Source organism: Chryseobacterium sp. FR048 (assembly GCF_056844665.1).
This window is the reverse complement of sequence record NZ_JBXDSE010000006.1, coordinates 152,450-176,441: the sequence shown is the minus strand read 5'-3', so window position 1 is coordinate 176,441 and position 23,992 is coordinate 152,450. Positions and strand designations below refer to the sequence as shown.

The following is a 23,992-nucleotide window of genomic DNA, read 5'->3' as shown; positions in this document are numbered from 1 at the left end:
TGAATTTTGATACGTTATGCTAATACGATGCCATTTTTGCCGGACCTGATTCTTTTTTTGCCTGTTTAAGATGAAACAGCACCATATCTACATTCTTTTTTAAGAATGTTATATTTCCTTTAATATCAGAGTATTGGAACTCTTCATTGGAGGCTGTGTACTCAGGTAAAGCATCACTTTTTTTAAGGTCATAAGTTTTGCCGTTTAAATGGATGGTCGCCGTATTTTTGGTTTTGTTGATGGTGACTTCTATTTTTTCGCCATAGGAGTCAACATATACATTTTTGGAAATTTCGTCCGTATTTTCAGGACTAGCAGTAGCGGTAACGTTTTCAGCTTCCTTTCCCGGATGTTTACACGCTGTTAAGGTAATAATGGTCAATCCCAAAAGGATTGGTGTTAATAATTTTTTCATAGTGATAAGTGATTTTAAAGTGTTTCATGAAATGTGATGTTAATACTATATAAAAATACGAATATTTTTAATAAATATATGTTAATTTTACATAAACTAACACTATGTTTTAATCAAGACAGCACTAGCAGGCCTTTTTTACAAACATTTTTCAGGAAAACAAAAAGTAATAATTATAGTCAGAAACTGGTGATTGAAAGATCTAAGGGCGTTTTTTTAAACATCTTATTTTCAATAGAGTAAATTGTATTTTTTTCATCGTTCATTTGTTGTGTAAATTTCCGGCAAAAATAATTCAAAAATCAGAGAATACCAATAAGGGTGTATTAATTATTTGACATCATGATAAAATTTAGTTTTTTTAACAAAATAATTATTTTCAAAACCAGATTTTAATGAAAACCTTCTCGAAAATGTCAAAAAAAGCAACAAGTTTATAGAAGTATTTTTCATAATTTATAAAAAAAGAGGATATTTTTAGAAGAGCAGCCTATATCTGAATAAAGGTATAGATTGTGCTGATCTGCCTTGAATAAAGGAAAAAAACGAATCTTACCATATCAACTATTTCAGGTATTTTAAAGAAGCGTTAAATTTTGTTAATCCGCTATGATAATATCATAAACAGGATGTACATTTGCGACTTCAAAATGAGAAACTTTATAGTATACTTTTTAACCGGCCTTTTTCTGCTCTTTGTAGTGGAAAGCAGACTCGACGTTAAAACGCTCCGAAATGACTATTCCGGTCATGTTTCTCATCATATGCCGAAAAGAGCCAACCGTCTGAACCAGACCTATGAAAAACTTTCAGTTCAGCAAATGGCGGATAATGTTGACCAATCTACTTTTGAACTTACCGAGAACGACTTTCAGCTGTCTGATGTATGGCAGGCTATTGTTGTTTTTGCCGGAGTTTTCAGTCTGGTCTATATTTTCGGATTAAAAAGCTATAAAACGCTGAAACCGGATATTCATGGCTTTGTACATGATCTGGCTACCAAAAGATTTATTCTGATTCGTTCTATCAGAATCTAAAATTTCGTTTTACCATTCAGTTTTCTTCCTGATTTCAGGTAAGAATATTTTGCGTTGTGTATGTTGGTAATCATCACTTCGTGTCATCACTTTATTGCCCTTTTATTTCTATTCAAAAACATTAACGATTTATACAAACTCTAGAATTATGATAAAAAGAGTTGCTTCGGGAATTGCGTTGAGTGCCCTTTTATTGGCGGTTGGCTGCAATAAGAAAAAAGAAGAAAAAGAAGAAGTTACGGTATATCCGGTGACCTCTCCTGTAGTAATGGACACTGTCATCAACAAAGAATATGTTGCCCAGATCCAGTCTGTAAAAAATATTGAAGTGAGAGCCCAGGAGAAAGGCTTCCTCGAGAAGATTTTTGTGGACGAAGGACAATATGTACATGCGGGACAGACCTTATTCAGGATTATGCCTAAACTGTATCAGGCAGAATTATTAAAAGCAAAAGCAGAGGTAGAACAGGCGTCTATCGAGCTAAAAAATGCAAGCACATTGGCTGGAAACAATATTGTTTCTAAAAATGAAAAAGCCATGGCAAAAGCAAAACTGGATGCCGCCAATGCAGAAATGAAACTGGCTCAGATCCATTTGTCATTTACAGACATTAAAGCTCCGTTTTCCGGTATCATCAACAGAATCCCTTTGAAATTGGGAAGTCTTGTGGACGAAGGAGATCTGTTGACCTCATTGTCAGATAATACAAGCATCTACACCTATTTCAACGTTTCAGAACCTGAATATTTAAGCTATCAGATGCACGCGGCAGACAGAGGAAGCAACCAGGTAGCCCTGATTACAGCAAACGGAGAAACCTATTCGCAGAAAGGGGAGATTCAGACTATTGAAGGAGAATTTGATAACGAAACCGGAAATATTGCTTTCCGTGCCAAATTTCCTAACCCGGATAAACTTCTGAGAAACGGAGAAACCGGAAAAGTTCAGATGACGATGCCGGTTCATAATGCATTGATCATTCCGCAAAAAGCTACCTATGAAATTCAGGACCAGAAATATGTATTTGTCATCGATAAAAACGGAATGGCAAAATCCAGAAACATTAAAGTAGCATACGAACTTCCGGATCTGTATGTGGTAGGCTCAGGAATTTCAAAAGGAGATCAGATTCTTCTGGAAGGTGTTCAGAAAGTAAAAGATGATCAGAAGGTAAAAACAAAATTCCAGGATCCTAAAAAGGTTCTTCAGACATTGAAATTAAAAGCAGAGTAGGGACTCTAAAGTGAAGTAGTATGTTTAAGAAATTCATTCGCAGACCTGTTCTGTCTATAGTAATCTCATTGATTATTGTATTTTTAGGAATTCTGTCGCTGGTAAAACTTCCGGTGACACAGTTCCCGTCTATCTCTCCACCCAAAGTAAATATTACCGCGGAATATCCCGGAGCCAACAACGAATTGTTGATCAAATCTGTAGTTATCCCTTTAGAAAGGGGGCTAAATGGAGTTCCTGGGATGAAATATATGACCTCTGATGCAGGAAATGACGGGGAGGCTTCCATTCAGGTGGTTTTTGACCTGGGAACCGATCCCAATGTTGCTGCCGTAAACGTACAAAACCGTGTATCTTCGGTAGTAAACAAACTGCCGCCGTTGGTAGTACGTGAAGGGGTAAAGATTACAAGGGAAGAACCCAATATGTTGATGTATATTAACCTGTACAGTGATGATCCCAAAGCTGACCAGAAATTCCTTTTCAACTACGCAGACATCAACGTAATGTCCGAATTGAGAAGGGTAAGTGGAGTAGGTTTTGCGGATATTCTTGGAACCCGTGAATATGCAATGCGTATCTGGCTGAAACCGGATCGTCTGACAGCTTATAATATTTCAGCAGACGAAGTAATGGAATCTCTGAACGAACAGAGTTTAGAGGCTTCTCCAGGAAAAACTGGGGAGAGTTCCGGGAAACGTTCACAATCTTTTGAATATGTTTTAAAATATCCTGGACGTTTTAATAATGAAAAAGATTATGGAAACATTATTCTAAAAGCTAAACCGAATGGCGAATCCGTAAGGTTAAAAGATGTGGCAGACATAGAATTCGGAAGTTCCATGTATGATATTTACTCTACATTGAATGGTAAACCTTCTGCCGCAATTACCGTAAAGCAGTCATATGGATCTAATGCAAGTGACGTTATTAAAAACGTAAAAGCTTTAATGTCTGATCTTGAAAAAAATAATTTCCCTAAAGGAATGCATTATGAGATCAGCTATGACGTTTCCAGATTCCTGGATGCTTCTATGGAGAAAGTTATCCATACCTTGTTTGAAGCATTCGTATTGGTGGCTATTGTGGTATTTCTGTTCCTTGGAGACTGGCGTTCAACATTAATCCCGGCATTGGCGGTTCCGGTTTCATTGGTAGGAACTTTTGCAGTAATGTCCGCATTTGGAATTACCCTGAATATGATTTCGCTTTTTGCATTGGTAATGGCGATCGGGGTTGTAGTAGATGACGCGATTGTTGTGATTGAAGCGGTTCACGCTAAGATGGAAGAGAAGCATCTTTCCCCTCTTAAAGCAACAGAAGAAGCAATGCACGAGATCAGTGGGGCAATTATCGCTATTACACTGGTAATGGCATCCGTATTTATCCCGATTGCATTCATGTCCGGACCGGTAGGAGTATTCTACCGTCAGTTCTCTATTACAATGGCATCATCCATTATTCTGTCAGGGGTTGTGGCACTTACGCTGACGCCGGCACTGTGTGCTTTGATTCTTAAAAATAATCATGGGAAAGCCAGAAAGAAAACTCCGGTTACCGTTTTCCTTGATAAGTTTAATAATATATTTACTAAAGGAGCAGGGAAATATGAGAAGATGCTGAATAAAACGGTGACGAAAAAAACTATTACATTACCGTTGTTATTAGCATTCTGCGCGTGTACCTATTTCCTGAGTAACTCTCTTCCGTCAGGATTTATTCCGTCAGAAGATCAGGGAATGATCTACGCGATTATCCAGACCCCTCCGGGATCTACACTGGAAAGAACCAATCAGATTGCAAGAGAACTGTTAAGAGAATCTGAAGATATTGATGGAGTACAGTCGGTGTCATCACTGGCAGGATATGAAATCCTTACAGAAGGTACAGGATCCAACTCAGGAACCTGTCTTATTAACCTTAAAAGCTGGGACGAACGTAAAGAATCTGCTGCGGAAATCATTGAGAAACTGGAAGAAAAAGCCAAAAATATTCCAGGGGCCAATATCGAGTTCTTCCAGCCGCCTTCCGTTCCCGGATATGGAGCCGCAGGAGGTTTCGAACTCCGTTTACTGGATAAAGCCGGTAGTGGAGATTATCACAAAATGGAACAGGTGAGTAATGATTTTGTGAAGGAACTGAAAAAACGTCCGGAACTTGGATCAGCATTTACCTTCTATTCTGCGAGTTTCCCACAATATATGTTGAGAATAGACAATGATCTGGCAGAACAAAAAGGAGTAACCATTGAAAAAGCAATGGACAACTTATCTACACTGATCGGGTCTAACTACGAGACGAGTTTCATCCGCTTTGACAGACCCTATAAGGTTATTGTTCAGGCAGGTCCACAATATCGTGCGTTACCAACTGACCTGTTGAAGTTATACGTTAAGAATGATAAAGACCAGATGGTTCCGTATTCCGACTTCATGAAGCTTGAAAAAGTATATGGATTGTCTGAAATGACCAGACATAATATGTACAACTCTGCACAGGTGAGTGGAACTCCTGCTCCGGGATACAGTAGTGGACAGGCGATTAAGGCAATTCAGGAAGTAGCAGATAAAACCCTTCCGAGAGGTTTTGGTATCGATTGGGCGGGGATTTCCAAAGATGAAGTTAGCCGTGGAAATGAAGCAGTATTTATCTTCCTGGTGTGTTTAGGGTTTGTTTATCTTATTCTTTCCGCACAGTATGAAAGTTTCATTCTTCCGCTTCCGGTAATTTTATCACTTCCTGTAGGGATTTTCGGAGCATTTTTATGTTTGAAACTTCTGGGATTGGAAAATAACATCTATGCACAGGTGGCAATGGTTATGCTTATCGGACTTTTGGGTAAAAATGCCGTATTGATCGTAGAATTTGCAGTACAGAAGAAGGCAGAAGAAGGAATTCCTGTGGTACAGGCTGCGATTGAAGGAGCGGCTATCCGTTTCCGTCCGATCCTGATGACCTCATTTGCATTCATTGCCGGGTTAATTCCTTTGGTAATTGCAACAGGGCCGGGAGCTGTAGGAAACAGAACAATTGGAACAGCGGCAGCAGGAGGAATGCTGATAGGAACTATTTTCGGACTGATGATCATTCCAGGGTTGTATTACATTTTTGGAACCATTGCTGAAAAATCCAGACTGGCGAGATATGAGGAAGAGAATCCTTTAACAGAACAAACTGAACCTTACGAACATGATGGGAAATTTGAAGACTAAAAATATAATCACAGCCATTGCTTTATCTCTTGTTCTTGCAAGCTGTAAAGCTCCCATGGCGACAGTCATAAAAGACGAGGTAAAAGAAAATATACCTCAAAACTTTAATCAGGAGGAACAACAGGACGCTAACAACAATAGTGGAACAACTCCCTGGAGACAGTTTTTTACCGATCCGAATCTGGTAAGCCTGATTGAAATAGCTTTGAAAAACAATCAGGAATTATTGATCACTCTTCAGGAGATTGAAATTGCCAAAAGTGGCGTTTTAGCTAAAAAAGGAAGATTGAGCCCAACGGTTTCTGCCGGAATAGGAGCAGGACTGAAAAAAGCAGGCCGTTACACGAGTGAAGGAGCAGGGGATGCTTCTACGGAAATGGAACCCGGTAAGCCAATACCAGATCCGTTGGGGAATTTTGAAGCAGGTTTAAATGCAAGCTGGGAAATTGATATTTGGAAAAAACTCCGAAATGAGAAAGAATCTGCTGTAGCCCACTATCTTTCTACTGTGGAAGGCAAAAACTTTGTCCTTTCTAATCTGATTGAAGAAGTTGCGGATGACTATTATGAGTTATTGGCTCTTGACAATCAGTTGGATATTATACAGCAGTATATTAAGCTTCAGCAGAAAGCACTGGAAATTTCCAAAATTCAGAAGGAAGCTGCTGCTGCAACCGAATTGGCGGTGAAGAAATTTGAAGCAGAACTGGCAAAATCCAAGGCTTCAGAATATACCATCCGTCAGCAGATTACTGAAAAGGAGAATGAGATTAATGCTTTACTGGGAAGGTATCCACAGCCTATTGTCAGAGCAAAGGAAAACTTTATGTCAACGATTCCTCAAACGGTGTATACGGGAATTCCATCACAATTGCTGGCTAATCGTCCTGATATTAAGCAGGCTGAACTAGAATTAAAAGCATCAAAACTTGACGTGGAAGCTGCCAGAAAAGAATTTTATCCCTCTTTGGAAATATCGGCAACATTAGGATTGGAAGCGTTCAAACCGTCATATCTGGTAAAAATGCCTGAATCTATCGCTTATAATCTGGCAGGAGAACTGGCAGGACCACTGATTAATAAAAGTGCAATTAAGGCTAATTTTCAGACTGCAGATGCTAAACAGATCCAGGCGTTGTATGAATATGACAAGACCATTCTACATGCTTATCTGGATGTAGCCAATCTGATGTCAAAAGTTAAAAATATTGATCAGTATTATCAGTTAAAGTCTCAGGAAACCAAAGCCCTGGACCAATCTATTGATATTGCAAACCAATTGTTCCGTAACTCAAGAGCAGATTATCTCGAAGTGCTTTTGAACCAAAGAGATGCACTGGATGCTAAATTGGAGCTTATAGAAGCAAAACAAAAACAGCTGAGCACAGTAGTCGACATCTATAAAAGTTTAGGTGGCGGCTGGAAATAAAACATCATAATTCAATCAGTAAACAGTTAATGTTTTTGAGGGTTGGCTCTTCGGGGCTGGCCCTTTTTGTTTTTAATACGTCAAGTTTTGTCGCAGTGCAGTGTTAGCTTTGCATAAGAAACATATATAAACTATGATATGAATAATAAGGAATACTGAAAAGTAATGATTTTTTATATTAAATCGCATTAATGTGATTTGTTAGCATTAAAAAAGATTAAATTTGCAAAAAACTATTAAACTAACTACTCAATCATAAGCAATCATGAGAATGGAAAACTTTGGTAGATCAGTTCAGATCTATTTTACCTATTTAATACAAAATACCGGAGATTTTTTTGAATTAAAATCATCAGAATAAAATTGACTGTTCAAATTATTCTATAAAATCAATGATGTTATTATCAGCATTCAATAATCAGAGCTGAAATATTGACTGATAATTTCTTAAAGTATTAAATTCCAATATTTAAAAACATAATTAATGAAAAAACTCTACATGGGTGCATTCACTTTATGCACGGTCTTGGGCTTGTCTGCCCAGGAAGTGGTATGGCAGAAAGACATCAAATCCTCCACTCAGAATTTTCTAAGCCAGGTTACCACCACAATCGATCAACAATATCTGATCACAGGAAGCTCTATTCAAAGCGATAAGCAACAGGCTTCAGGCAGTAAGCAAAACAACGGCTACGATTTCCATTTGGTAAAACTTAATCAACAAGGAGATGAAGTCTGGGAAAAGTATTTCTCAGGGCAAAATCATGATTATTTATCAGCAACAGTTACCACTCAGGATGGCGGATTCCTTCTTGCCGGAACTTCTTATTCCGGAAAAGGTCTGGATAAAAAAGAGGATTCTAAAGGTGGATCGGACATCTGGCTGATCAGAATCAATGAATTTGGCGATGAATTATGGCAGAAAACCTTGGGTACTTCTTCTGATGAAGAGGCAAGATCAGTGATTCAAACGATCGATTTAGGATTTTTTGTGGCCGGAAATGTACAGAATTCATCTAAAGGTTATGGCTCTAAAGATGTCTGGATTACAAGACTTGATAAAGATGGAAAAGAACTTTCACAGCTTATTTTAGGTGGAAAAGGTCTCGATGAAGTTGAAAAAATGATTCCAACGAAAGACGGTGGGGCATTACTGGGAATTTATTCCCGAAGTTCCGAGGTTCGTGATACAGGTTCAGGAGTAAGAAACCCTGAAAGTAAATCCTCAACCGAAAGTACTACTACCCGCAACCTAACATCTGCCACCTCCAAACAAAGCAGCAACTTCGGTGAAGGCGACTACTGGATCGTCAAACTTGACAAAAATGGAAAAGTAGAATGGGAGAAGAACTATGGCGGAAAAGGAGATGATCATATCAGAACTTTAGCCCTGACTTCAACCGGATATATTATTGGTGGAGAGTCCAGATCAGAAAGATCAGGAAATAAAACTGTAGGCATTGAAGAAGGAACAGATCTCTGGCTGATTTCTCTGAATGAAAGAGGAGAAGAACAGTGGCAGAAATCCTACAACTTCAAAAACCGTGATGTTTTGATGGGAATGAGTGTAATCCATTCTTCTGATGACAAATCTTCCAAAGGAATTCTTTTAGGTGGTTATACCCAGGCGGAAGGAAGAATAGAGAAAGATGATGAAACGTTCTGGATGCTGTATCTGGATCAGAACGGCAATGAGCAGTGGAGAAAACATGTAACAGGAGAATCAAGACAGAGAGAAGAAAGGCTTTCAGATTTGAAGTTGAACAGAGATGGCTCTATCATTTTAGCCGGAACGAGTGCAACAGAACTTGGAAAGGAAAACTGGAAGATTGTAAAGCTAGGAGACAAGCAAGTTAATCAGTTGATCGAAAAACAAGACATCAAGATTTATCCGAACCCTGTATCTGATTATGCTTATGTAGAAATCGGTTTTGATTTTAAGGAGGCGGATATTCTATTGTATGATATGAGTGGAAGACAACTTCAGAGTTTGAAAACAAAGAACAATGTTACGAAGATTAATACTCAGGCTTTGGTGCAGGGGGCTTATCTGGTGACGATCAAAACGGATAATAATAAAACAGCGAATGCAAAGCTGATTAAAAAATAAATTAAGAACCATGAAAAAAACATTGCTATTACTGGTATGTATTTTATATTATACTTTATATACCGGGCAAAGCGCAAATATTGAAATTACACGGTCCACTCCTTCGGCAGCAGGTTTATCTACTTATAGTACAATGCCTGTTTCGATACAAACTGGGATACCGGATATTTCTTATCCTTTAATTAATCTTGGAACGGGAAATAAGCCTGTAAGTATTAATTTGGGAATTAGTTATCATGCCGGTAATACCTCTGATGATGAATGGGTGAGTGAAGTAGGAAGAGGATGGTCATTTTTAGGAGGAGGGATTGTCTCCAGAGAGGTCGTGGGAGACTTTGATGAATCATTTGATGATAGTAGTTATAATTTTTATATTAAAAATGAATTTAATGATATCTATAACTTCAATACTCCTGAAGAGTCAGGGAAATTTAAGATTATCAGAGATGTTGTAAATAATACATTTAGTATTGTGAAACTTACACCATATACTTCTAAAGTAGAATATCAGCGATCTGCTAACCAGGCAACTCTTATTTTAGATTCCTTCACTGTAATAAGTGAAACAGGAACTAAATATGTTTTCAGAGATTATGATATTAACCAGATGACTGTGTGGAAAGCTGATCGTCCTTTCGGGCCGCAGTTTGCTGATCAGAAATATAGAAGTGCCTTTTATCTTTCCTCGATTCTTGATGAAAATGATCAGGAACTGGTAAAGTATACTTATTTACGGGATTTAAAATATGCTCCTGGTTCAGGAAATCAGATTATTGATGCAGAATCCAACAAATTAACCCGCATAGAGGTAAAAGGACGCGGTATTATTGAAATTAATTACGATAAAAATGAAGTGTATGCTCAGTACAATGACATATTTGCAATTAACAATATTATATTAAAGACTGCGAATAATGTTTTTGTTAAAAAATATACTTTTGATTATTCTTATAAAATAGCAAGTAACTCTCAGGGGCTTTTACGGTATTTAAATTCTTTCAGTCAAATAGATAAGAATGGAGCGACTATTGAAAAATATGCATTTACTTATGAAAATATATCTTATCTCGGTCGAAATAACGAATTAATAGATAGTCATATTTCGGAGTTGAAAAAGATTCAATTGCCAACACGTGGTATTATTGAATATAATTTTGGTTTTCCGACGGTGGATACTGAAAGAATAGAAACGCTTCCTATTCCTAAAGTACTTCTTACTGATATTTCATTCACAAAAGCGAATGGGCAAAGAAGATATGCTTTTACCTTAACAGATGCTAAAACTTTAGATATAGATGCTTCAGGAATTGGACAAGTATCCGCTTTTTCCTGGGCGATTCAATTCTGGAAAAAACAAGGGAATTCATTTGTAATTTCACATAGTTTAGGTGAGCCTGTAGAACCGGTTCCTGGTTTTGAATATGTACAAAGCAGAGCATTTGAGCCTGGAGAATATTATCTTGATTTATATTGTAATGATATATCATGTCCTACTTCTACATTAAGTGAGCCTGCTGTGGTTCAGATATGGCGTGAAGGGGATGGACCTGCTACTCAGATAACAGTTAAAGAGCGTAATATAACAGGTCCGCCAAGGATTAAAAATATTAAATATTATAATGCTTCTGCTATAGACCCTATTAATCCTCCTACACCGGCAAAAATAGAAGAATATGAATATGATAAGTTTGATGATCCCGGAGTTTCCAGCGATTTTTCAGTGCAAGATACAAGAATTTACAAAAATGTAAAGGTTTCCAATGGAAACAATACAGGATATACTAAATATTATTTTAAAGCACCGGATGCTTATCCTCAACAAGGAGAATTCTGGCCAAATTATAACCTTACACGCGAAGGACTTCTTGATAAAAAAGAAGTTTATAATGCGTCGAATCAAAAAATATCTGAGGATTTATTTGATTATACCATAGAAGAATTTGATGGTCCTATTTATACTTTATCTTCACTAAAGGTAAAAACATCATGGATAAAGAACGATAAAGTAACCTCCAAAAGTTACCTCAATTCAGGAGTAATAGAGACAAAGAATGAAGTCTTCAGAAACACGCACAACAATAAACCTAATCTGGAGCGGGCAACTTCTTTTGATGGCAGTGTTCAGGAAACAAAATATCAGTATGCATTAGAGAAAAATAATCAGAAATTGCTAAGTTCCAATATGGTTGGACAACCTTTAGAAACAACTTCTGTAATAAAGAAAGATAGCTCTGATCCTGGAAAAATAATGGCAAGAACAGAAACTAAATATGAGAATCCGGGAAATAAATATCCGTCTTCTGTTATATCTTATGATCTTCAAAATATGGCGACTTCTGAATTGACTTTCAACCGATATGATACTAAAGGAAATTTAGAACAATACACCACTAAAAGCGGTACCCCTGTTTCAATGGTTTGGGGATATAATCAAACGCAGCTTATAGCTAAAGTAGAAGGTGCAACTTACGATCAGATTGCTCCCTATTTAGCCGATATTATATCAAAATCCAATGCAACAGTTATTTCGGAACAAGATCTTCAGATGGCTCTTGATACTTTTAGAAATAATACCAATTTGAAAGATTATCAGATCACAACCTATGTGTATGATTCTTTAGCAAAGATGAAAATGACGACTCCTCCTACGGGAATCCGTGCCATTTATCAATATGATACTGCAGGACGATTGGAAAAAATAGAAGATGAAAACGGAAAGCTGCTTAAGAAATACCAGTATAATACAGGACATTGATTATAGAGGATGAGAATTTTTAATATAAGAACTTATCACTCTAATTTCTAATTTCTAATATCTTAATAAGATGAAAAAACTAATACTAATCGGTTTATTGTCTGCAGGTCTTTCAAATGCCCAGACAACGACAACTGAAAATTATATATCTACGACAAACTGTCTGAATGAAGACTGTACCAAAAAAATAGAAACGGTACAATACTTTGATCTTTTGGGAAGAGCCAAACAGGTTGTGAATGTCAAAGCAACTCCTTTGGGAAAAGATATCGTAACTCCTATTGTATATGATGATCAGGGAAGACAGACCAGAAATTATCTTCCCGTTCCTCAGAATTCTACATCTAATGGAGCGATTTATTCCCAAACTCAGGGTATGGCTCCTTATCCTGTTGCTGATGTAACCAATATCTATTCCGGAGAAAAAACCTATACTGAAACAATTCTGGAAAACTCTCCATTACAGCGGGTTTTAGAACAAAAGCAGATTGGAAATGATTGGAATACCAAACCTGTAGTATTTGAGTATGACACTAATGGAAACAACGAAGTTTATAAATACATTGTGACTACTGTTTGGGAAAATGGGGTTACAAAAAATACATTGAGTTTACCATCTTCTGACCAAGCTTATCTTCCTAATCAATTATTTAAAAATGCTATAACAGATGAAGATGGGATTCGAACTGTAGAATTTAAAAATGGAAAAGGACAAGTTGTATTGATCAGGAAAATGCTAAGCGCTTCTGAGCAGGTAGATACTTACTATGTTTATAACGAGTATGGACAATTGGCATTTATACTTCCTCCTAATACCCTTCATAAATCTATTACAGATGATCTTCTGAATGATCTTTGTTACCAATATCGGTATGATACCTGGGGACGTCAGGTTGAAAAAAAGCTTCCTGGTAAAGGTTGGGAATATTTTGTTTATGATAAACAGGACAGAATTGTAGCTACCCAGGATGCTAACCTAAGAGAGAAAGGGCAATGGGGATATACAAAATATGACCAGTTTGGAAGAGTGGCAATTACCGGAATTTCTACAGGGGCTGGAAGATTACAGGAACAGGAAATAGCGAATAGCTATGGCTCCAATAATGTTAACAGGCTATCTACCGCTTTGTTTGAAAGGCAGGGTATGGAGGTTTATTATGGAAATCAGGATGCTACATATCCTAATTCAACGAAATGGATAACCTTATTATCATTAAACTATTACGATACTTATCCGGTTTATTCTTTTAATCCATCTTTTCCCACTGCCATACAAGGAGAATCTGTATTAAAAGAAGCTCCATCAGGAGCCAAAAGTACCAAAGGGCTTCCTGTGATGAGCTTTGTAAAGAACATAGAGGATGATAACTGGACAAAAAATTATATGTACTATGATCTTAAAGGAAGATCTATAGGGACTTACACGATCAATCATTTGGGCGGCTATACTAAGACTGAGTCTGCTCTTGATTTTGCAGGAGCAGCCAAACAAACTAAGGCCTATCACAAAAGGCTGGCAACAGATTCTGAAAAAGTAATCACTCAAACATTTACCTATGATGGGCAAAACAGGTTATTGGTTCATAAACACCAGATCGATACCAATCCTGAAGAAATTTTGGTGCAAAACCAATATAATGAACTTTCTCAGTTAAAAAATAAAAAGCTGGGTGGAACAAATATTGCCCAGCCGCTACAAAGTATAGATTACAATTATAATATCAGAGGCTGGCTAACGAAGATTAATGATCCTTCCAATCTTAACGGAAAATTGTTTGGATATGAATTGAAATATAGTAATCCTGTTAATGCCAGTATAGCACCAGGAAGATATACCGGGATCATTGCCGAAATGGACTGGAAGAATGCTTCAGAAGATGTGTTAAAGCGCTATAACTATACGTATGACAGGTTGAACAGATTAAAAGATGCTATATATTCTGAACCGAATGCAACTACGCCATTCAACAACAATTATAATGAGTATCTGACCTACGACCCGAATGGAAACATTAAAACCTTAAAAAGGAATGCGTTTCTGGTAACAGGTACAACAGCAACTCAAGTGGATGATCTGGTATATGAATATACTGGAAACCGTTTAACGAAAGTCACTGAAAATGCACTGAATGACACCGGATATGAAGGAGGAAACAATACTATTTCTTATGACTTGAACGGAAATATGAAAGATATGCTGGATAAAGGTATTCAGTCTATGAATTATAATTATCTGAATCTGACGAACCAGGTGGGTATTCAGCAAAAAGGTCCGTTTGGACAGTTTTCAAATAGTTATATAAGTTATCTTTACCGTGCAGATGGAACAAAGCTTCGTAAATCTTATTCAAGTGCACCGCCAAGAGGTTCAGTAAGTACCAGTATGACAGATTACCTAGATGGTTTTCAATATAGTTATTTTGAAGGTGGTGGAATTTGCCTGGAATGCAGAACCGAAAATGCATATGAACAACAAGCTTATAAAGGCATCATAGGCCCTGGATTACCATCTACTCCAGAATGGAAATTAGATTTTGTGGCTACTGCTGAGGGAGTGTATAGTTTTGCAGAAAATCGTTATATTTACCAATATAAAGACCACCTTGGGAATATCAGGGTAAGTTTTACTAAAAACGGAGCAGGTGCCCCTGAAATTACTGATACAAACAACTATTATCCTTTTGGTCTAAACCATATCTCAGGACAATTTAGTACGGCTAACTTCGGAAGTTATTATAGCTATAAATACAATACTAAGGAGCTTCAGGAAACAGGAATGTTTGATTATGGGTGGCGACAATATTTACCAGATTTAGGAAGATGGAATGGGATGGATCAATTGTCAGAATCATATGTTTCTACCAGTCCGTTTGCATATGTAGCTAATAACCCTGTTTCGATGAGAGATCCTGATGGAAGATGGATGGATGAAAACGGACATATTGATACTTCAGGATATTCTAATCCTTTTAGAGATATGGGACGTTCTCGAATGCTTATGAATGAATTTTTAGGACGAAACCCTGGCGAAGGTGGTGGCGGAGGCCCTGTTTTTAAAGATAATGACGCTGTTACTTTGTTCAATTATTTTAAAAATGGAGGATCTCTTTCAGGTCTTAGTATAACCTATTGGACAGGGGGGAAACTGGGGAATGCTAATACTGCGCAGGAGATGATAGCACATGTTTTGACATTTAAAAAGAATTATAATAATTATTATGATGATGAAACAGATGCTCATGGGCTTGCAAGGAATATGAATAAGTATGCTGGATATGGTTTTACAATAGCGAAACTATTTCAAGCTGGAGCTGATAATGCTTCATCTTTATATGGGAAAGCTCCAGCATATTCAACTACTGCATTATACTTTGAAAAAAAGATACTTGGAAAAACACTGCTATCAAAAAGATTACCATTTAAAGAAATAAATGTAGGTAAAGCATTGAAATTTGCTAATGGGGCAAAATATTTTAGTACTGCTATGGGAGCTGTTGGTGTTGCGGCAGGGGTGTATGATATGGCTCAAAATGGTATTACAACATCTAATACTTTAGATACAACGATGTCTATATTAGCTGCAACACCAACAGGGATTACACAAGGAATAGCAGGAGGATATTTTATTTTAAATACTATATCTATAGTAACTACAGGACAAGATCTTGGACAACATTTGGATGATCAAGGCTATAACTTAGGAGAATATTTAAACAGTTTCAAAAAATGATTTTAATAGATTATTTATATTATCAACTTACAAATTTGTATCGATATTTTAATAAGGATGGAGCAGAAAAAGGCTATGGAGTTATAATGACTTGTGGCTTGCCCTGTTGGAATTTAGTATTCTTAATTATTATATTGAAGCATTTTTTTAATATGAATCTGGGACCTTCAAACAAATATTTTTTAGTATTATATTGTTTACCAATCATTATATTAATTGGCTTGAGATATTGGAAATATACTTCTTATGAAAATATTAAAGAACGAATACAGGATTTTAGTAAGAGTAAAAGAATAATTTCAGATATTTTATTGATCATCTATATTATTATTTCTCTTCCTTTATTTGTAGCTGTAGGTTTTTATATTGGGCTAACAGTACATAAATAATTATTCCTTCTTTCCTGCTGGTGTGAGCATCTTGCTCGTACCATAATAAACAACAAGTTCTTACTTTTTTGTAAGGGCTTGTTAAATTTAAAAAAATTGAGATATTTCTCTCCGCTCCCGCACGATTGTATCGTGTGGTGAATAACATAAAAACCCTTGCAAAATGCAGGGGTTTTGTATTAACAATATATTTTCAATAAATAGTTTTGAAAAATATAAAATGAATAACTGATTAAGCAGTATTCTTCCCCTCGGCTGGCACAAACGTCTCGCTCGTGTCCACAAATAAAAAAAGCCGTCTCAGTTGTGAGGCGGCTTCTTATTTATTTTATTGGAAGTTTATAACTCAGAAGTTCTTACTTATCAAGCAGTTTTTCCAGTCTGCTCATCATTTCATCCTTTTCCTTCAGCATACGTTCATATAAAGCGATTTTTTCTTCGTGAAGTTTTTTAATTTCTTCAATAGGATTGATGTTGAAAGTAGGTTGGGAGTTTCCTATGTAAGCATCTTTATCAATATTAAATGTATTCGAAATAATATTTATAGCCTGTTCTTCATCAAAATTTTGAAAAGCTTCTACAGGAATTTTCAATACTTCGGATATTTTTTCCAGTAGCTGGTTTTCAATGGTTTCTTTCTGTTCAAGTAAAGAGACTTTCTTTTGGTTCCAGTCGTCGCCAAGATCAAGCGCTAATGCTTCCTGCTTTATTCCCAGCATTTCTCTGAAACGTTTTACATTTCTTCCCTGATGTATTTTGTAGTCCATTCTTTAATCAATTTGTGAAGATTCAAAGATAATACATTCTGTAAAGTAAAGGTTAAAAAATATCCGGTAAAATATCCTGCCCTATTTATTAAAGGGTCGGGAACTGTTTTATAAACGGTCTTCAACAGCTTCGGAGGTGCTTACTGCCACTTCAGCAAGTCTCCTCAGCCGGTCATTAAGTAGCTATGACCATTTCATAAATTGTCTCTAGCTACTTAGAATACGGCTTCAAACACTATTGTAAGTCTCTCCAGCCACTTGATAAAGTGGCTGGAGCCCCTTTAGAACAGCCTGCAACTACTTCATTAACGGTCTCCAGACCCTTCTATAAGTTCCTGTACCCACTTATCAAAGTGGCTGGAGACCGTTAATGAATATCCTCTAGCCCGTCATATAACCGGGTATACCCCCTTACCCAAGGGGGTAGAGGGGGTTGGTGAAGGGGGGAGAATGATATAAAGAACCTGATAATCTCGTTTTTTGGTATATGAATTTTAATAATTAAAACAAATCGTATCAGAATATTTTAATTCCCTAACTTTGTAGTAATCAATAATAAAAAACAGATGTCAATAACTACCGAAGAGCAGATGACCGGAATGCAGAAAATAAGCGAAGCTGTTGCCTATACTTTGAAGGCAATGACTGAGTATGCGAAACCGGGCATGACAACAAAAGATCTTGATGAATACGGAGCAAAGATTCTTTCAGACTTTGGCGCAAAATCCGCACCTTATCTGACGTACGGATTTCCAGGCTGGACGTGTATCAGCGTGGATAAAGAATTCTGTCACGGAATTCCGACTGATCAGCGAGTGTTGAAAGAAGGAGACCTGATCAATATTGATGTTTCTGCAGAACTTGACGGATATTGGGCTGATAACGGAGGTTCTTTCATTATTGGAAAAGACATTCACGGACATCAGAAGCTGGTGGATGCTTCTAAAGATATTTTACAGAAAGCGATCGATCATATAAAAGGAGGCGTAAAGATTGCAGATATAGGATTCCTGATGGAAACTGAAGCCAGGAAAAGAGGATTGAAAGTCATCAAAAACCTTTGTGGACATGGAGTAGGAAGGAGCCTGCATGAAGAACCCGATGAATTGCTCAATTATAGAAACCGCTTTGATACCAGACGTTTCAAGAAAAATTCTGTAGTGGCGATTGAAACCTTTATTTCTACAGATTCAAGCCTTGCAGTAGAACTTGAAGATGGCTGGACGATGGTTGGAAACAAAGGCGGATACATGGCGCAGCACGAGCATACTATTGTCGTGACAGACGGAAAGCCTATTATCCTGACCAGAATGAATGAAATTCTGAACTGATTTGTTTTTAATGCTTATAAATACAAAGCCTTTCTCAATGTAGGAAGGCTTTTTATGTATGATATAGGTGGTGAAAAGTAAAAAATATATATTTGTTTTATATCCGATACCCTATGAAAAGAAAAATATTCAAATTCTGTATGGCTAGCCTTATATTTTGTGCTTTTTCATGTACAAGCTATATTAAGACGATTCATACAGATTCATTGCCCGATTCAGAAAATAATACAAAAAAACTGTCTTTTCAGGATGGCAACCTGAATTTCAGTTTCTATGGAGATTATGTGTTTGATAAGACGGATAAAAGATTTATTTTTTTCACCAACAAAGAAATTGGAGATATGCTTAAGAATCTCAAAGACAAACCGTCTTCACAAATTTTATTTACCTATACCCCTACAAGCATTTACAACAATATTCTTGGATTTTATTACGCAGGAAAAACACTGGAAGACATCAAAAAAGGTTTTCCTTCCAAAAATCCTGAAAAAGAAATGCCGGGTGGATTGCTTTACCACTATCAGCACAACGGGCATGACATTATTGAGGTGTATAAACAGGAAGAAAAAGGAGTCGTGAGACTGATGGCTCTGAATAATCCGAAAAAGCAGACTGCAGATAAATTCAAGCTTGAAAACGATAAACTGTTTTTCGAGCTTAATGCCGGTTTGTGGAACGGCTTATAGCATTTTATCAAGAAACAGAGGAAATAGCTGATCTTTAATTCGGTTATAGACTATTTGTTTTCTATATTTGTGAAACGCCAACCGCTACAAATTTATCGATATGAAAAAAGTACTCTTAGCTGTTTTAGGTGTTCTGATTATTATCGCTGCCATAGTGCTGATCAAAACCTATAGATATCCTTTCAAGAAAAATACCCTTGGATCAGGAGAAGGATGGAAACCTGTAAAAAATGACTCAGCTGTAATGCGTTTGTCAGGAGGAATCAAAATTCCTACCGTTTCTACAGGCAGTCTGGGAACATTCGATTATGCCCCGTTTGATCAGTTTAAAACCTATTTAAAGACTTCTTATCCCCTGGTATTTCAACATACGGAAAATGTTGAGGTAAATCAGTACGGATTGGTGTTCAGACTTAAAGGAAGCAATCCTGCACTTGAACCTATTTTGTTTCTTTCCCATATGGATGTAGTGCCTCCCGGAGATGCAGATATTAAGAATAATACAGGCAATATTTTCCGTCCGGATGATAAGCCGCTAGATCCCGTTTCAAAAGTTGCCGAAGATTGGGATTTTGCTCCTTTTTCAGGAGCTGTAGCTAATGGAAGAATTTACGGAAGAGGAGCAATCGATATGAAGGGAATGCTTTTTTCACTACTGGAATCAATGAACAGTCTGATCAAAAATAAACTTACGCCTCAACGGGATATTTATCTTGCCTTTGGGTTTGATGAAGAAGTGGGTGGTCAGAAAGGAGCCATCCAGATTGCAGATTACTTTAAGAAAAAAGGATTAAAATTTGATGCAGTATATGATGAAGGCGGACTGATCATGAGAAAAGGAAATGTGGCAGGAATAGATACCGATGTAGCCGTAGTAGGATGTGCTGAAAAAGGCTTTCTCTCCGCAAAAATAAAAGTAAAAGGACTTGGCGGGCATTCCTCTATGCCTCCTATGGAAAGCGCTATCGGAAAAGCAGCCGTTATCATGCAGCGGTTAGAAGATCATCAGATGAAACCTGTCATCACTCCGCTGATCAAGGAATTTTTTAATAATATCGGTGGTGAAATGCCATTTACAACAAGACTTGCTCTGGCGAATCAGTGGCTTTTAAAACCGGTCCTTATATCAAAACTTACCAAAAACAATACAACCAATGCGCTGGTAAGAACTACTACAGCTTTAACTATGATGAAAGGAAGCGATGGTACAAACGTACTTTCTCCCGAAGTGGAATTTGTGGTCAACTTCAGACTGCTTCCCGGAAATTCAGTAAAAGATGTTCGTGATCACATTGCAGAAGCCACCAAAGGTTTTGATGTAGAGGTCGAAGAGATCGATAATACAAGAGAAGCCTCTGCAATATCACCTACCAATACAAAAGCATTTAAATTGATAGAAGCCGGGGTCAAAGAAATCCATCCGGGAGCTATTGTTACCCCATATCTTACGATGGCCGGAACCGATGCTGGGAAATATGAAATTGTCAGCAAAAATGTATACCGCTTTATGCCTATTAAAATCAACAGTGCAGAACAGCAAAGTATTCACAGTACCAATGAATATCTCAGCATAGAAAACTATCTTAAGATGATTCATTACTTCGAGTATCTAATGAAGAATTATGATAAATAGCAAATGGTGAATTGTCAATTCGCTTCACTTGTAAATTTTTTTAACACAGATAAATAATGCAGGTCCACAAAGTTTTTTTGGAATATTTAAAGCTTTCTAAAATTTCACTCGGTCATTCTCAATAGTATATCTTGGCTAAATGAAATGCCTTTGCGAACAAAGCATAGCAGGTCGAATAAATAACCCTTGTGAACGTTGCGTTTCATTCTTAAAATCCACCTTTCAATCTTATCTCTACATCAATATATTATAGCTGAGGAGAAAAAAATATAACACGTCAAGTTTTGTCGCATTACGGTAATAGCTTTGTTTCATCAAAATTACAGAGCTATGGAATTGCCACTTTACTTAAACTTTAAAGACTTTGAAAGCCATTATTACGACAACCTTGAGAAATGGTTTGAAGAATATCATAATACAAGCGAAATAGATTATCTGAAAGCGCTTGTCGCTTTGTACAGCCCTTATCTATACTACAATTTTGCAGAAGATAAGCTGCAGGCAGATGCCTTTATTGAAGTGAAAGACTGCTTTTTTCCTTATCATGAAAGAATCGGAATCTCTTTCTGTAATCATTATAACAAAGAATCTGCATCCCAAAAAGGCCTCAACCAGGTATTTGAATTTAAAAACATTTCAATGATGGAGTATGCCCAGCATATTCTGGATAAAATCAATAAATATTGCTCAAAAAACAAAAATGCTTTAGACGGAAGTAAAAATATCCAGGATTATGTCAATGATTATGATATTGTCACTTCAGTAGAGGGAGTGGGCTATTGTATCAGCTACAACCGTCATCAGAAAGTACTTCCTTTTTTGAAAGCTTATCTGCCTTATTACGGTCAGGTCGTAAATATGATGCTGTACAGGGATTTTATTTTTTCCGTTGTGGATATTGCGGAATATATTGATCAGAAACTGAAAACAATGAAAGCCTTTGAACATTCTATTTACAGACACTCAAGGGCAGATGCTCAATTCAAAGTACAAATGAGCCGCCAGTTTCTGACTTTGTGCAATTAAAATTTTACACCATACATTCATACTAATTATATTGTCGGAAGATTTTACATTTTCCAAATAAAATCCCGATCGTTCTGACCGGGATTTTTTTATGCTGTTTGATCAAATTCTACGACTATGATCAATATGAATGTCTATCATAACTTCCAACCTCTGGCTTCCATCTTCCAGCTCTATTCTAGTCAAGGTAGTCCTGATTAGCTGTCACTTTCTTTTTATAAGGAATATTCCAGATCAAATCAGCAGCAAGGTAATGTACTCCGCCATGATGAATGCTTCGGCTGCCTCTGATCAGGTCATCCATATACCCTATATCTACAGTAAAAGGGGAGTGAGGAATATTAAACATATAATAAGCAGCAATACGCATTTCCCGGTACCCGAAAGAATTCCATTCAGAGGTGGGCTCATTAAGGTGGCTGATGGAAAACAGGGCTTCAGCACTTATTGCCAGTTTCTGATTGTTTTTAGGAGATAAATTATAGGTCAGCTGGCTTTTGATACGGGTCCGCAATTGGAAATCTTCTTCCACTTTATGAAAATCTGCGTCAAAAAACTTTCTGAATTCCTGTCGGACTGTATTTTTCAGCTTAAACTGACTCCCAAGATTAAAAGTATAGGCATATCTTCCGTATAATCTGAATTCCTGCTCCGTATTTTCTTTATCATAAGGAGCTTCACTTTCATATTGAGGCTGTCGGCGGTAGCTGATCGCATAGCTGTATTGCTGGTGAGGCGCAAAAGAATGGTAAACCTCATGGTTCAGGACAAAAATGGCCTGCTTTGCAAACAGATTATCATTATCCGGGCTGCTTTTACGCCCTATGGCAATATAGCTCAGTGACTGTTTCTTATCCAGAGAATCCAGTTGACGTTTTACTCCAAAAGCTGACCAGAAAGCTGTTTTGGCATCTCCTAATCCGGGTGGACTGATCTGGGCTTTTACAGCTGTTCCCAAACCAGCCAGTAAAAATATTCCGATAAAAATTTTCTTTATGCTCAACATCATGGATAACTGCTTTATGATTAATTTAAAATGCCTGCGAAACCATACTATGGGTAGGCATGCCATTGGTACACAGAGAGAATACTTTGTCGTAACAAATTTAGAAACTTTACGCATGAGCCTGTTTATTCAAAATCTTTTAATACTGTTTAAAAACACGACAAAATAAATACCTGATTTGGGATAGATTTAGGAATAAAAAATACCAGCCGTTGATGAGAGGTATTGATAGATATACAGATAAGTTTATTCGATTCCGATTTTTTCTTCCGGACAATCAATATAGATGATGTTGTTCAGAAATACTTTATTCCCAAGCATTCCCGTCATCCCTGAAAATTTCATGAGCATATATTGAGTCTGTGAAAATCCTTCCACATAAGTGACTTCTGTCAATTGGACTTTTTTATTGCTGAATTGAATGGACTTATTAGTGGTGGCTGTATAAGACGTTAAAATATTAGGTCTCGACTGAGCTTTTTCCACAACAATCTTTGAATGGGGCTGTTTCAATTCTTCCCAGTTTTCTTTATTGGTCAGTAATTCATAAGCACTCGTCCCTGAATCATAAAGAAATTGCTCTCTTTTACCTATTAAATATCCATTAATGACAATCTTCCTCTTTTTAAAAGTGAAGTCCATCAGAGGATTTCTGAATTCTTCAGGTTTTCGGGATAGATTGAGAACAATAAAATTATTTTTAAAATTGAGAAGTGTTTTTCTGCCTTCAAGGATGTCAGCGCCCAGTGTTCCGATAATTTTAACCGAATCATTGGGACTGAAACCCTTCCCGGTATTGGTAACCTTGATCTTATCAGAAGAGATCTTTGTTTTTCCAATATAAAAAGAAGATACGGCACATCCGTTTCGGATTGAAACTCCTTTTAAATGGTCTACAGCCGGACTGTAAAATTCAGTATAAACAGCACCTGTATCAAACTGAAGATAATATGTGGTTGAATCTTTTAAGAAATGAACGGGTAGAAGAAGAGCACTTCTATTAGCATCCGGCCATTTAATCGGAATATTTCCGCTTTCATGCTCTACGGTCAGGTAATTTTTCTCCGGAGTAAATTTATAATCAAAATAGAAATAGCTGCCTATAACTCCAATCACAAGAAGTTCTAAAACACATAATAAAATCCTCTTTCCTGCTTTCATGTTTTTTTGTGCAAGATTCGGAAATTTGGGTCTTTTTTTACCTGAAAACAGGGTGACAGTTTTACGACAGT

Annotated in this window: 16 protein-coding genes; 12 read left to right on the top strand and 4 right to left on the bottom strand. The window is 36.9% G+C overall.

Going from position 1 to position 23,992, the window contains the following annotated elements; genetic code table 11:
* Positions 1 to 19 precede the first annotated feature (19 nt).
* Positions 20 to 415: a hypothetical protein gene (locus AC106K_RS17475; protein WP_482446731.1), complete on the bottom strand. Its 396-nt coding sequence runs from the start codon at positions 413 to 415 to the stop codon at positions 20 to 22.
* A gap of 650 nt (positions 416 to 1,065) precedes the next feature.
* Here AC106K_RS17475 and AC106K_RS17470 point away from each other — a divergent pair.
* From AC106K_RS17470 to AC106K_RS17435, 8 genes are all read left to right on the top strand, one after another.
* Positions 1,066 to 1,452 carry a hypothetical protein gene (locus AC106K_RS17470; protein WP_482446730.1) on the top strand — a complete coding sequence of 129 codons (387 nt, stop codon included), beginning with the start codon at positions 1,066 to 1,068 and terminating at the stop codon, positions 1,450 to 1,452.
* 151 nt (positions 1,453 to 1,603) lie between these two features.
* Complete coding sequence (locus AC106K_RS17465) at positions 1,604 to 2,686, top strand: efflux RND transporter periplasmic adaptor subunit (RefSeq protein WP_409333644.1); 1,083 nt, start codon at positions 1,604 to 1,606, stop codon at positions 2,684 to 2,686.
* Between the two features lie 20 nt (positions 2,687 to 2,706).
* Positions 2,707 to 5,898 (top strand): efflux RND transporter permease subunit, encoded by a 3,192-nt coding sequence (locus tag AC106K_RS17460; protein ID WP_482446729.1) that lies wholly within the window; start codon positions 2,707 to 2,709, stop codon positions 5,896 to 5,898.
* Complete coding sequence (locus AC106K_RS17455; protein ID WP_082126099.1) at positions 5,879 to 7,327, top strand: efflux transporter outer membrane subunit; 1,449 nt, start codon at positions 5,879 to 5,881, stop codon at positions 7,325 to 7,327. The genes AC106K_RS17460 and AC106K_RS17455 overlap by 20 nt, the downstream gene beginning before the upstream one ends.
* Before the next feature lie 484 nt (positions 7,328 to 7,811).
* A complete protein-coding gene (locus tag AC106K_RS17450; protein ID WP_482446728.1) occupies positions 7,812 to 9,437 on the top strand; it encodes a T9SS type A sorting domain-containing protein in 1,626 nt (541 codons plus the stop codon).
* Between the two features lie 10 nt (positions 9,438 to 9,447).
* Positions 9,448 to 12,192: a hypothetical protein gene (locus AC106K_RS17445; protein ID WP_482446727.1), complete on the top strand. Its 2,745-nt coding sequence runs from the start codon at positions 9,448 to 9,450 to the stop codon at positions 12,190 to 12,192.
* A 70-nt stretch (positions 12,193 to 12,262) separates the two neighbouring features.
* Positions 12,263 to 15,922, top strand: a complete 3,660-nt coding sequence (locus AC106K_RS17440; RefSeq protein ID WP_482446726.1) for a DUF6443 domain-containing protein — start codon at positions 12,263 to 12,265, stop codon at positions 15,920 to 15,922.
* Positions 15,919 to 16,311, top strand: coding sequence for a hypothetical protein (locus tag AC106K_RS17435; protein WP_482446725.1), 393 nt, complete (start codon positions 15,919 to 15,921; stop codon positions 16,309 to 16,311). Before AC106K_RS17440 ends, AC106K_RS17435 begins: the two co-directional genes overlap by 4 nt.
* 356 nt (positions 16,312 to 16,667) lie before the next feature.
* On the opposite strand, the gene AC106K_RS17430 is transcribed toward AC106K_RS17435, so the two are convergent.
* Positions 16,668 to 17,078 carry a helix-turn-helix domain-containing protein gene (locus tag AC106K_RS17430; protein WP_482446724.1) on the bottom strand — a complete coding sequence of 137 codons (411 nt, stop codon included), beginning with the start codon at positions 17,076 to 17,078 and terminating at the stop codon, positions 16,668 to 16,670.
* Between the two features lie 566 nt (positions 17,079 to 17,644).
* Between AC106K_RS17430 and map the strand changes: the two genes are divergently transcribed.
* The 4 genes from map to AC106K_RS17410 all read left to right on the top strand — a co-directional run bounded on the left by map (position 17,645) and on the right by AC106K_RS17410 (position 21,754).
* Positions 17,645 to 18,409, top strand: a complete 765-nt coding sequence (gene map, locus AC106K_RS17425) for a type I methionyl aminopeptidase (RefSeq protein ID WP_482446723.1) — start codon at positions 17,645 to 17,647, stop codon at positions 18,407 to 18,409.
* A 113-nt stretch (positions 18,410 to 18,522) separates the two neighbouring features.
* Complete coding sequence (locus tag AC106K_RS17420; RefSeq protein WP_482446722.1) at positions 18,523 to 19,095, top strand: hypothetical protein; 573 nt, start codon at positions 18,523 to 18,525, stop codon at positions 19,093 to 19,095.
* Positions 19,096 to 19,195: 100 nt separating this feature from the next.
* A complete protein-coding gene (locus AC106K_RS17415) occupies positions 19,196 to 20,728 on the top strand; it encodes a M20/M25/M40 family metallo-hydrolase (RefSeq protein ID WP_482446721.1) in 1,533 nt (510 codons plus the stop codon).
* 330 nt (positions 20,729 to 21,058) lie between these two features.
* Positions 21,059 to 21,754 (top strand): hypothetical protein, encoded by a 696-nt coding sequence (locus AC106K_RS17410; RefSeq protein WP_482446720.1) that lies wholly within the window; start codon positions 21,059 to 21,061, stop codon positions 21,752 to 21,754.
* Positions 21,755 to 21,932: 178 nt separating this feature from the next.
* Here AC106K_RS17410 and AC106K_RS17405 read toward each other — a convergent pair whose 3' ends face one another.
* On the bottom strand, positions 21,933 to 22,763 hold the full coding sequence (locus AC106K_RS17405; protein ID WP_482446719.1) for a hypothetical protein: 831 nt from the start codon (positions 22,761 to 22,763) through the stop codon (positions 21,933 to 21,935).
* Positions 22,764 to 23,006: 243 nt separating this feature from the next.
* Entirely contained in the window at positions 23,007 to 23,921 is a 915-nt protein-coding gene (locus tag AC106K_RS17400; RefSeq protein WP_482446718.1) for a hypothetical protein, read from the bottom strand.
* Positions 23,922 to 23,992: the final 71 nt, after the last annotated feature.

What these genes read in the sequence shown, in the direction of transcription:
- AC106K_RS17455 (WP_082126099.1), top strand. Translation starts at nt 5,879, where the DNA reads ATGGGAAATTTGAAGACTAAAAATATAATCACAGCCATTGCTTTATCT.
- AC106K_RS17420 (WP_482446722.1), top strand. Translation starts at nt 18,523, where the DNA reads ATGAAAAGAAAAATATTCAAATTCTGTATGGCTAGCCTTATATTTTGT.
- AC106K_RS17430 (WP_482446724.1), bottom strand. Translation starts at nt 17,078, where the DNA reads ATGGACTACAAAATACATCAGGGAAGAAATGTAAAACGTTTCAGAGAA.
- AC106K_RS17470 (WP_482446730.1), top strand. Translation starts at nt 1,066, where the DNA reads ATGAGAAACTTTATAGTATACTTTTTAACCGGCCTTTTTCTGCTCTTT.
- AC106K_RS17475 (WP_482446731.1), bottom strand. Translation starts at nt 415, where the DNA reads ATGAAAAAATTATTAACACCAATCCTTTTGGGATTGACCATTATTACC.
- AC106K_RS17460 (WP_482446729.1), top strand. Translation starts at nt 2,707, where the DNA reads ATGTTTAAGAAATTCATTCGCAGACCTGTTCTGTCTATAGTAATCTCA.
- AC106K_RS17450 (WP_482446728.1), top strand. Translation starts at nt 7,812, where the DNA reads ATGAAAAAACTCTACATGGGTGCATTCACTTTATGCACGGTCTTGGGC.
- AC106K_RS17400 (WP_482446718.1), bottom strand. Translation starts at nt 23,921, where the DNA reads ATGAAAGCAGGAAAGAGGATTTTATTATGTGTTTTAGAACTTCTTGTG.
- AC106K_RS17405 (WP_482446719.1), bottom strand. Translation starts at nt 22,763, where the DNA reads ATGATGTTGAGCATAAAGAAAATTTTTATCGGAATATTTTTACTGGCT.
- map (WP_482446723.1), top strand. Translation starts at nt 17,645, where the DNA reads ATGTCAATAACTACCGAAGAGCAGATGACCGGAATGCAGAAAATAAGC.
- AC106K_RS17435 (WP_482446725.1), top strand. Translation starts at nt 15,919, where the DNA reads ATGATTTTAATAGATTATTTATATTATCAACTTACAAATTTGTATCGA.
- AC106K_RS17415 (WP_482446721.1), top strand. Translation starts at nt 19,196, where the DNA reads ATGAAAAAAGTACTCTTAGCTGTTTTAGGTGTTCTGATTATTATCGCT.
- AC106K_RS17410 (WP_482446720.1), top strand. Translation starts at nt 21,059, where the DNA reads ATGGAATTGCCACTTTACTTAAACTTTAAAGACTTTGAAAGCCATTAT.
- AC106K_RS17445 (WP_482446727.1), top strand. Translation starts at nt 9,448, where the DNA reads ATGAAAAAAACATTGCTATTACTGGTATGTATTTTATATTATACTTTA.
- AC106K_RS17440 (WP_482446726.1), top strand. Translation starts at nt 12,263, where the DNA reads ATGAAAAAACTAATACTAATCGGTTTATTGTCTGCAGGTCTTTCAAAT.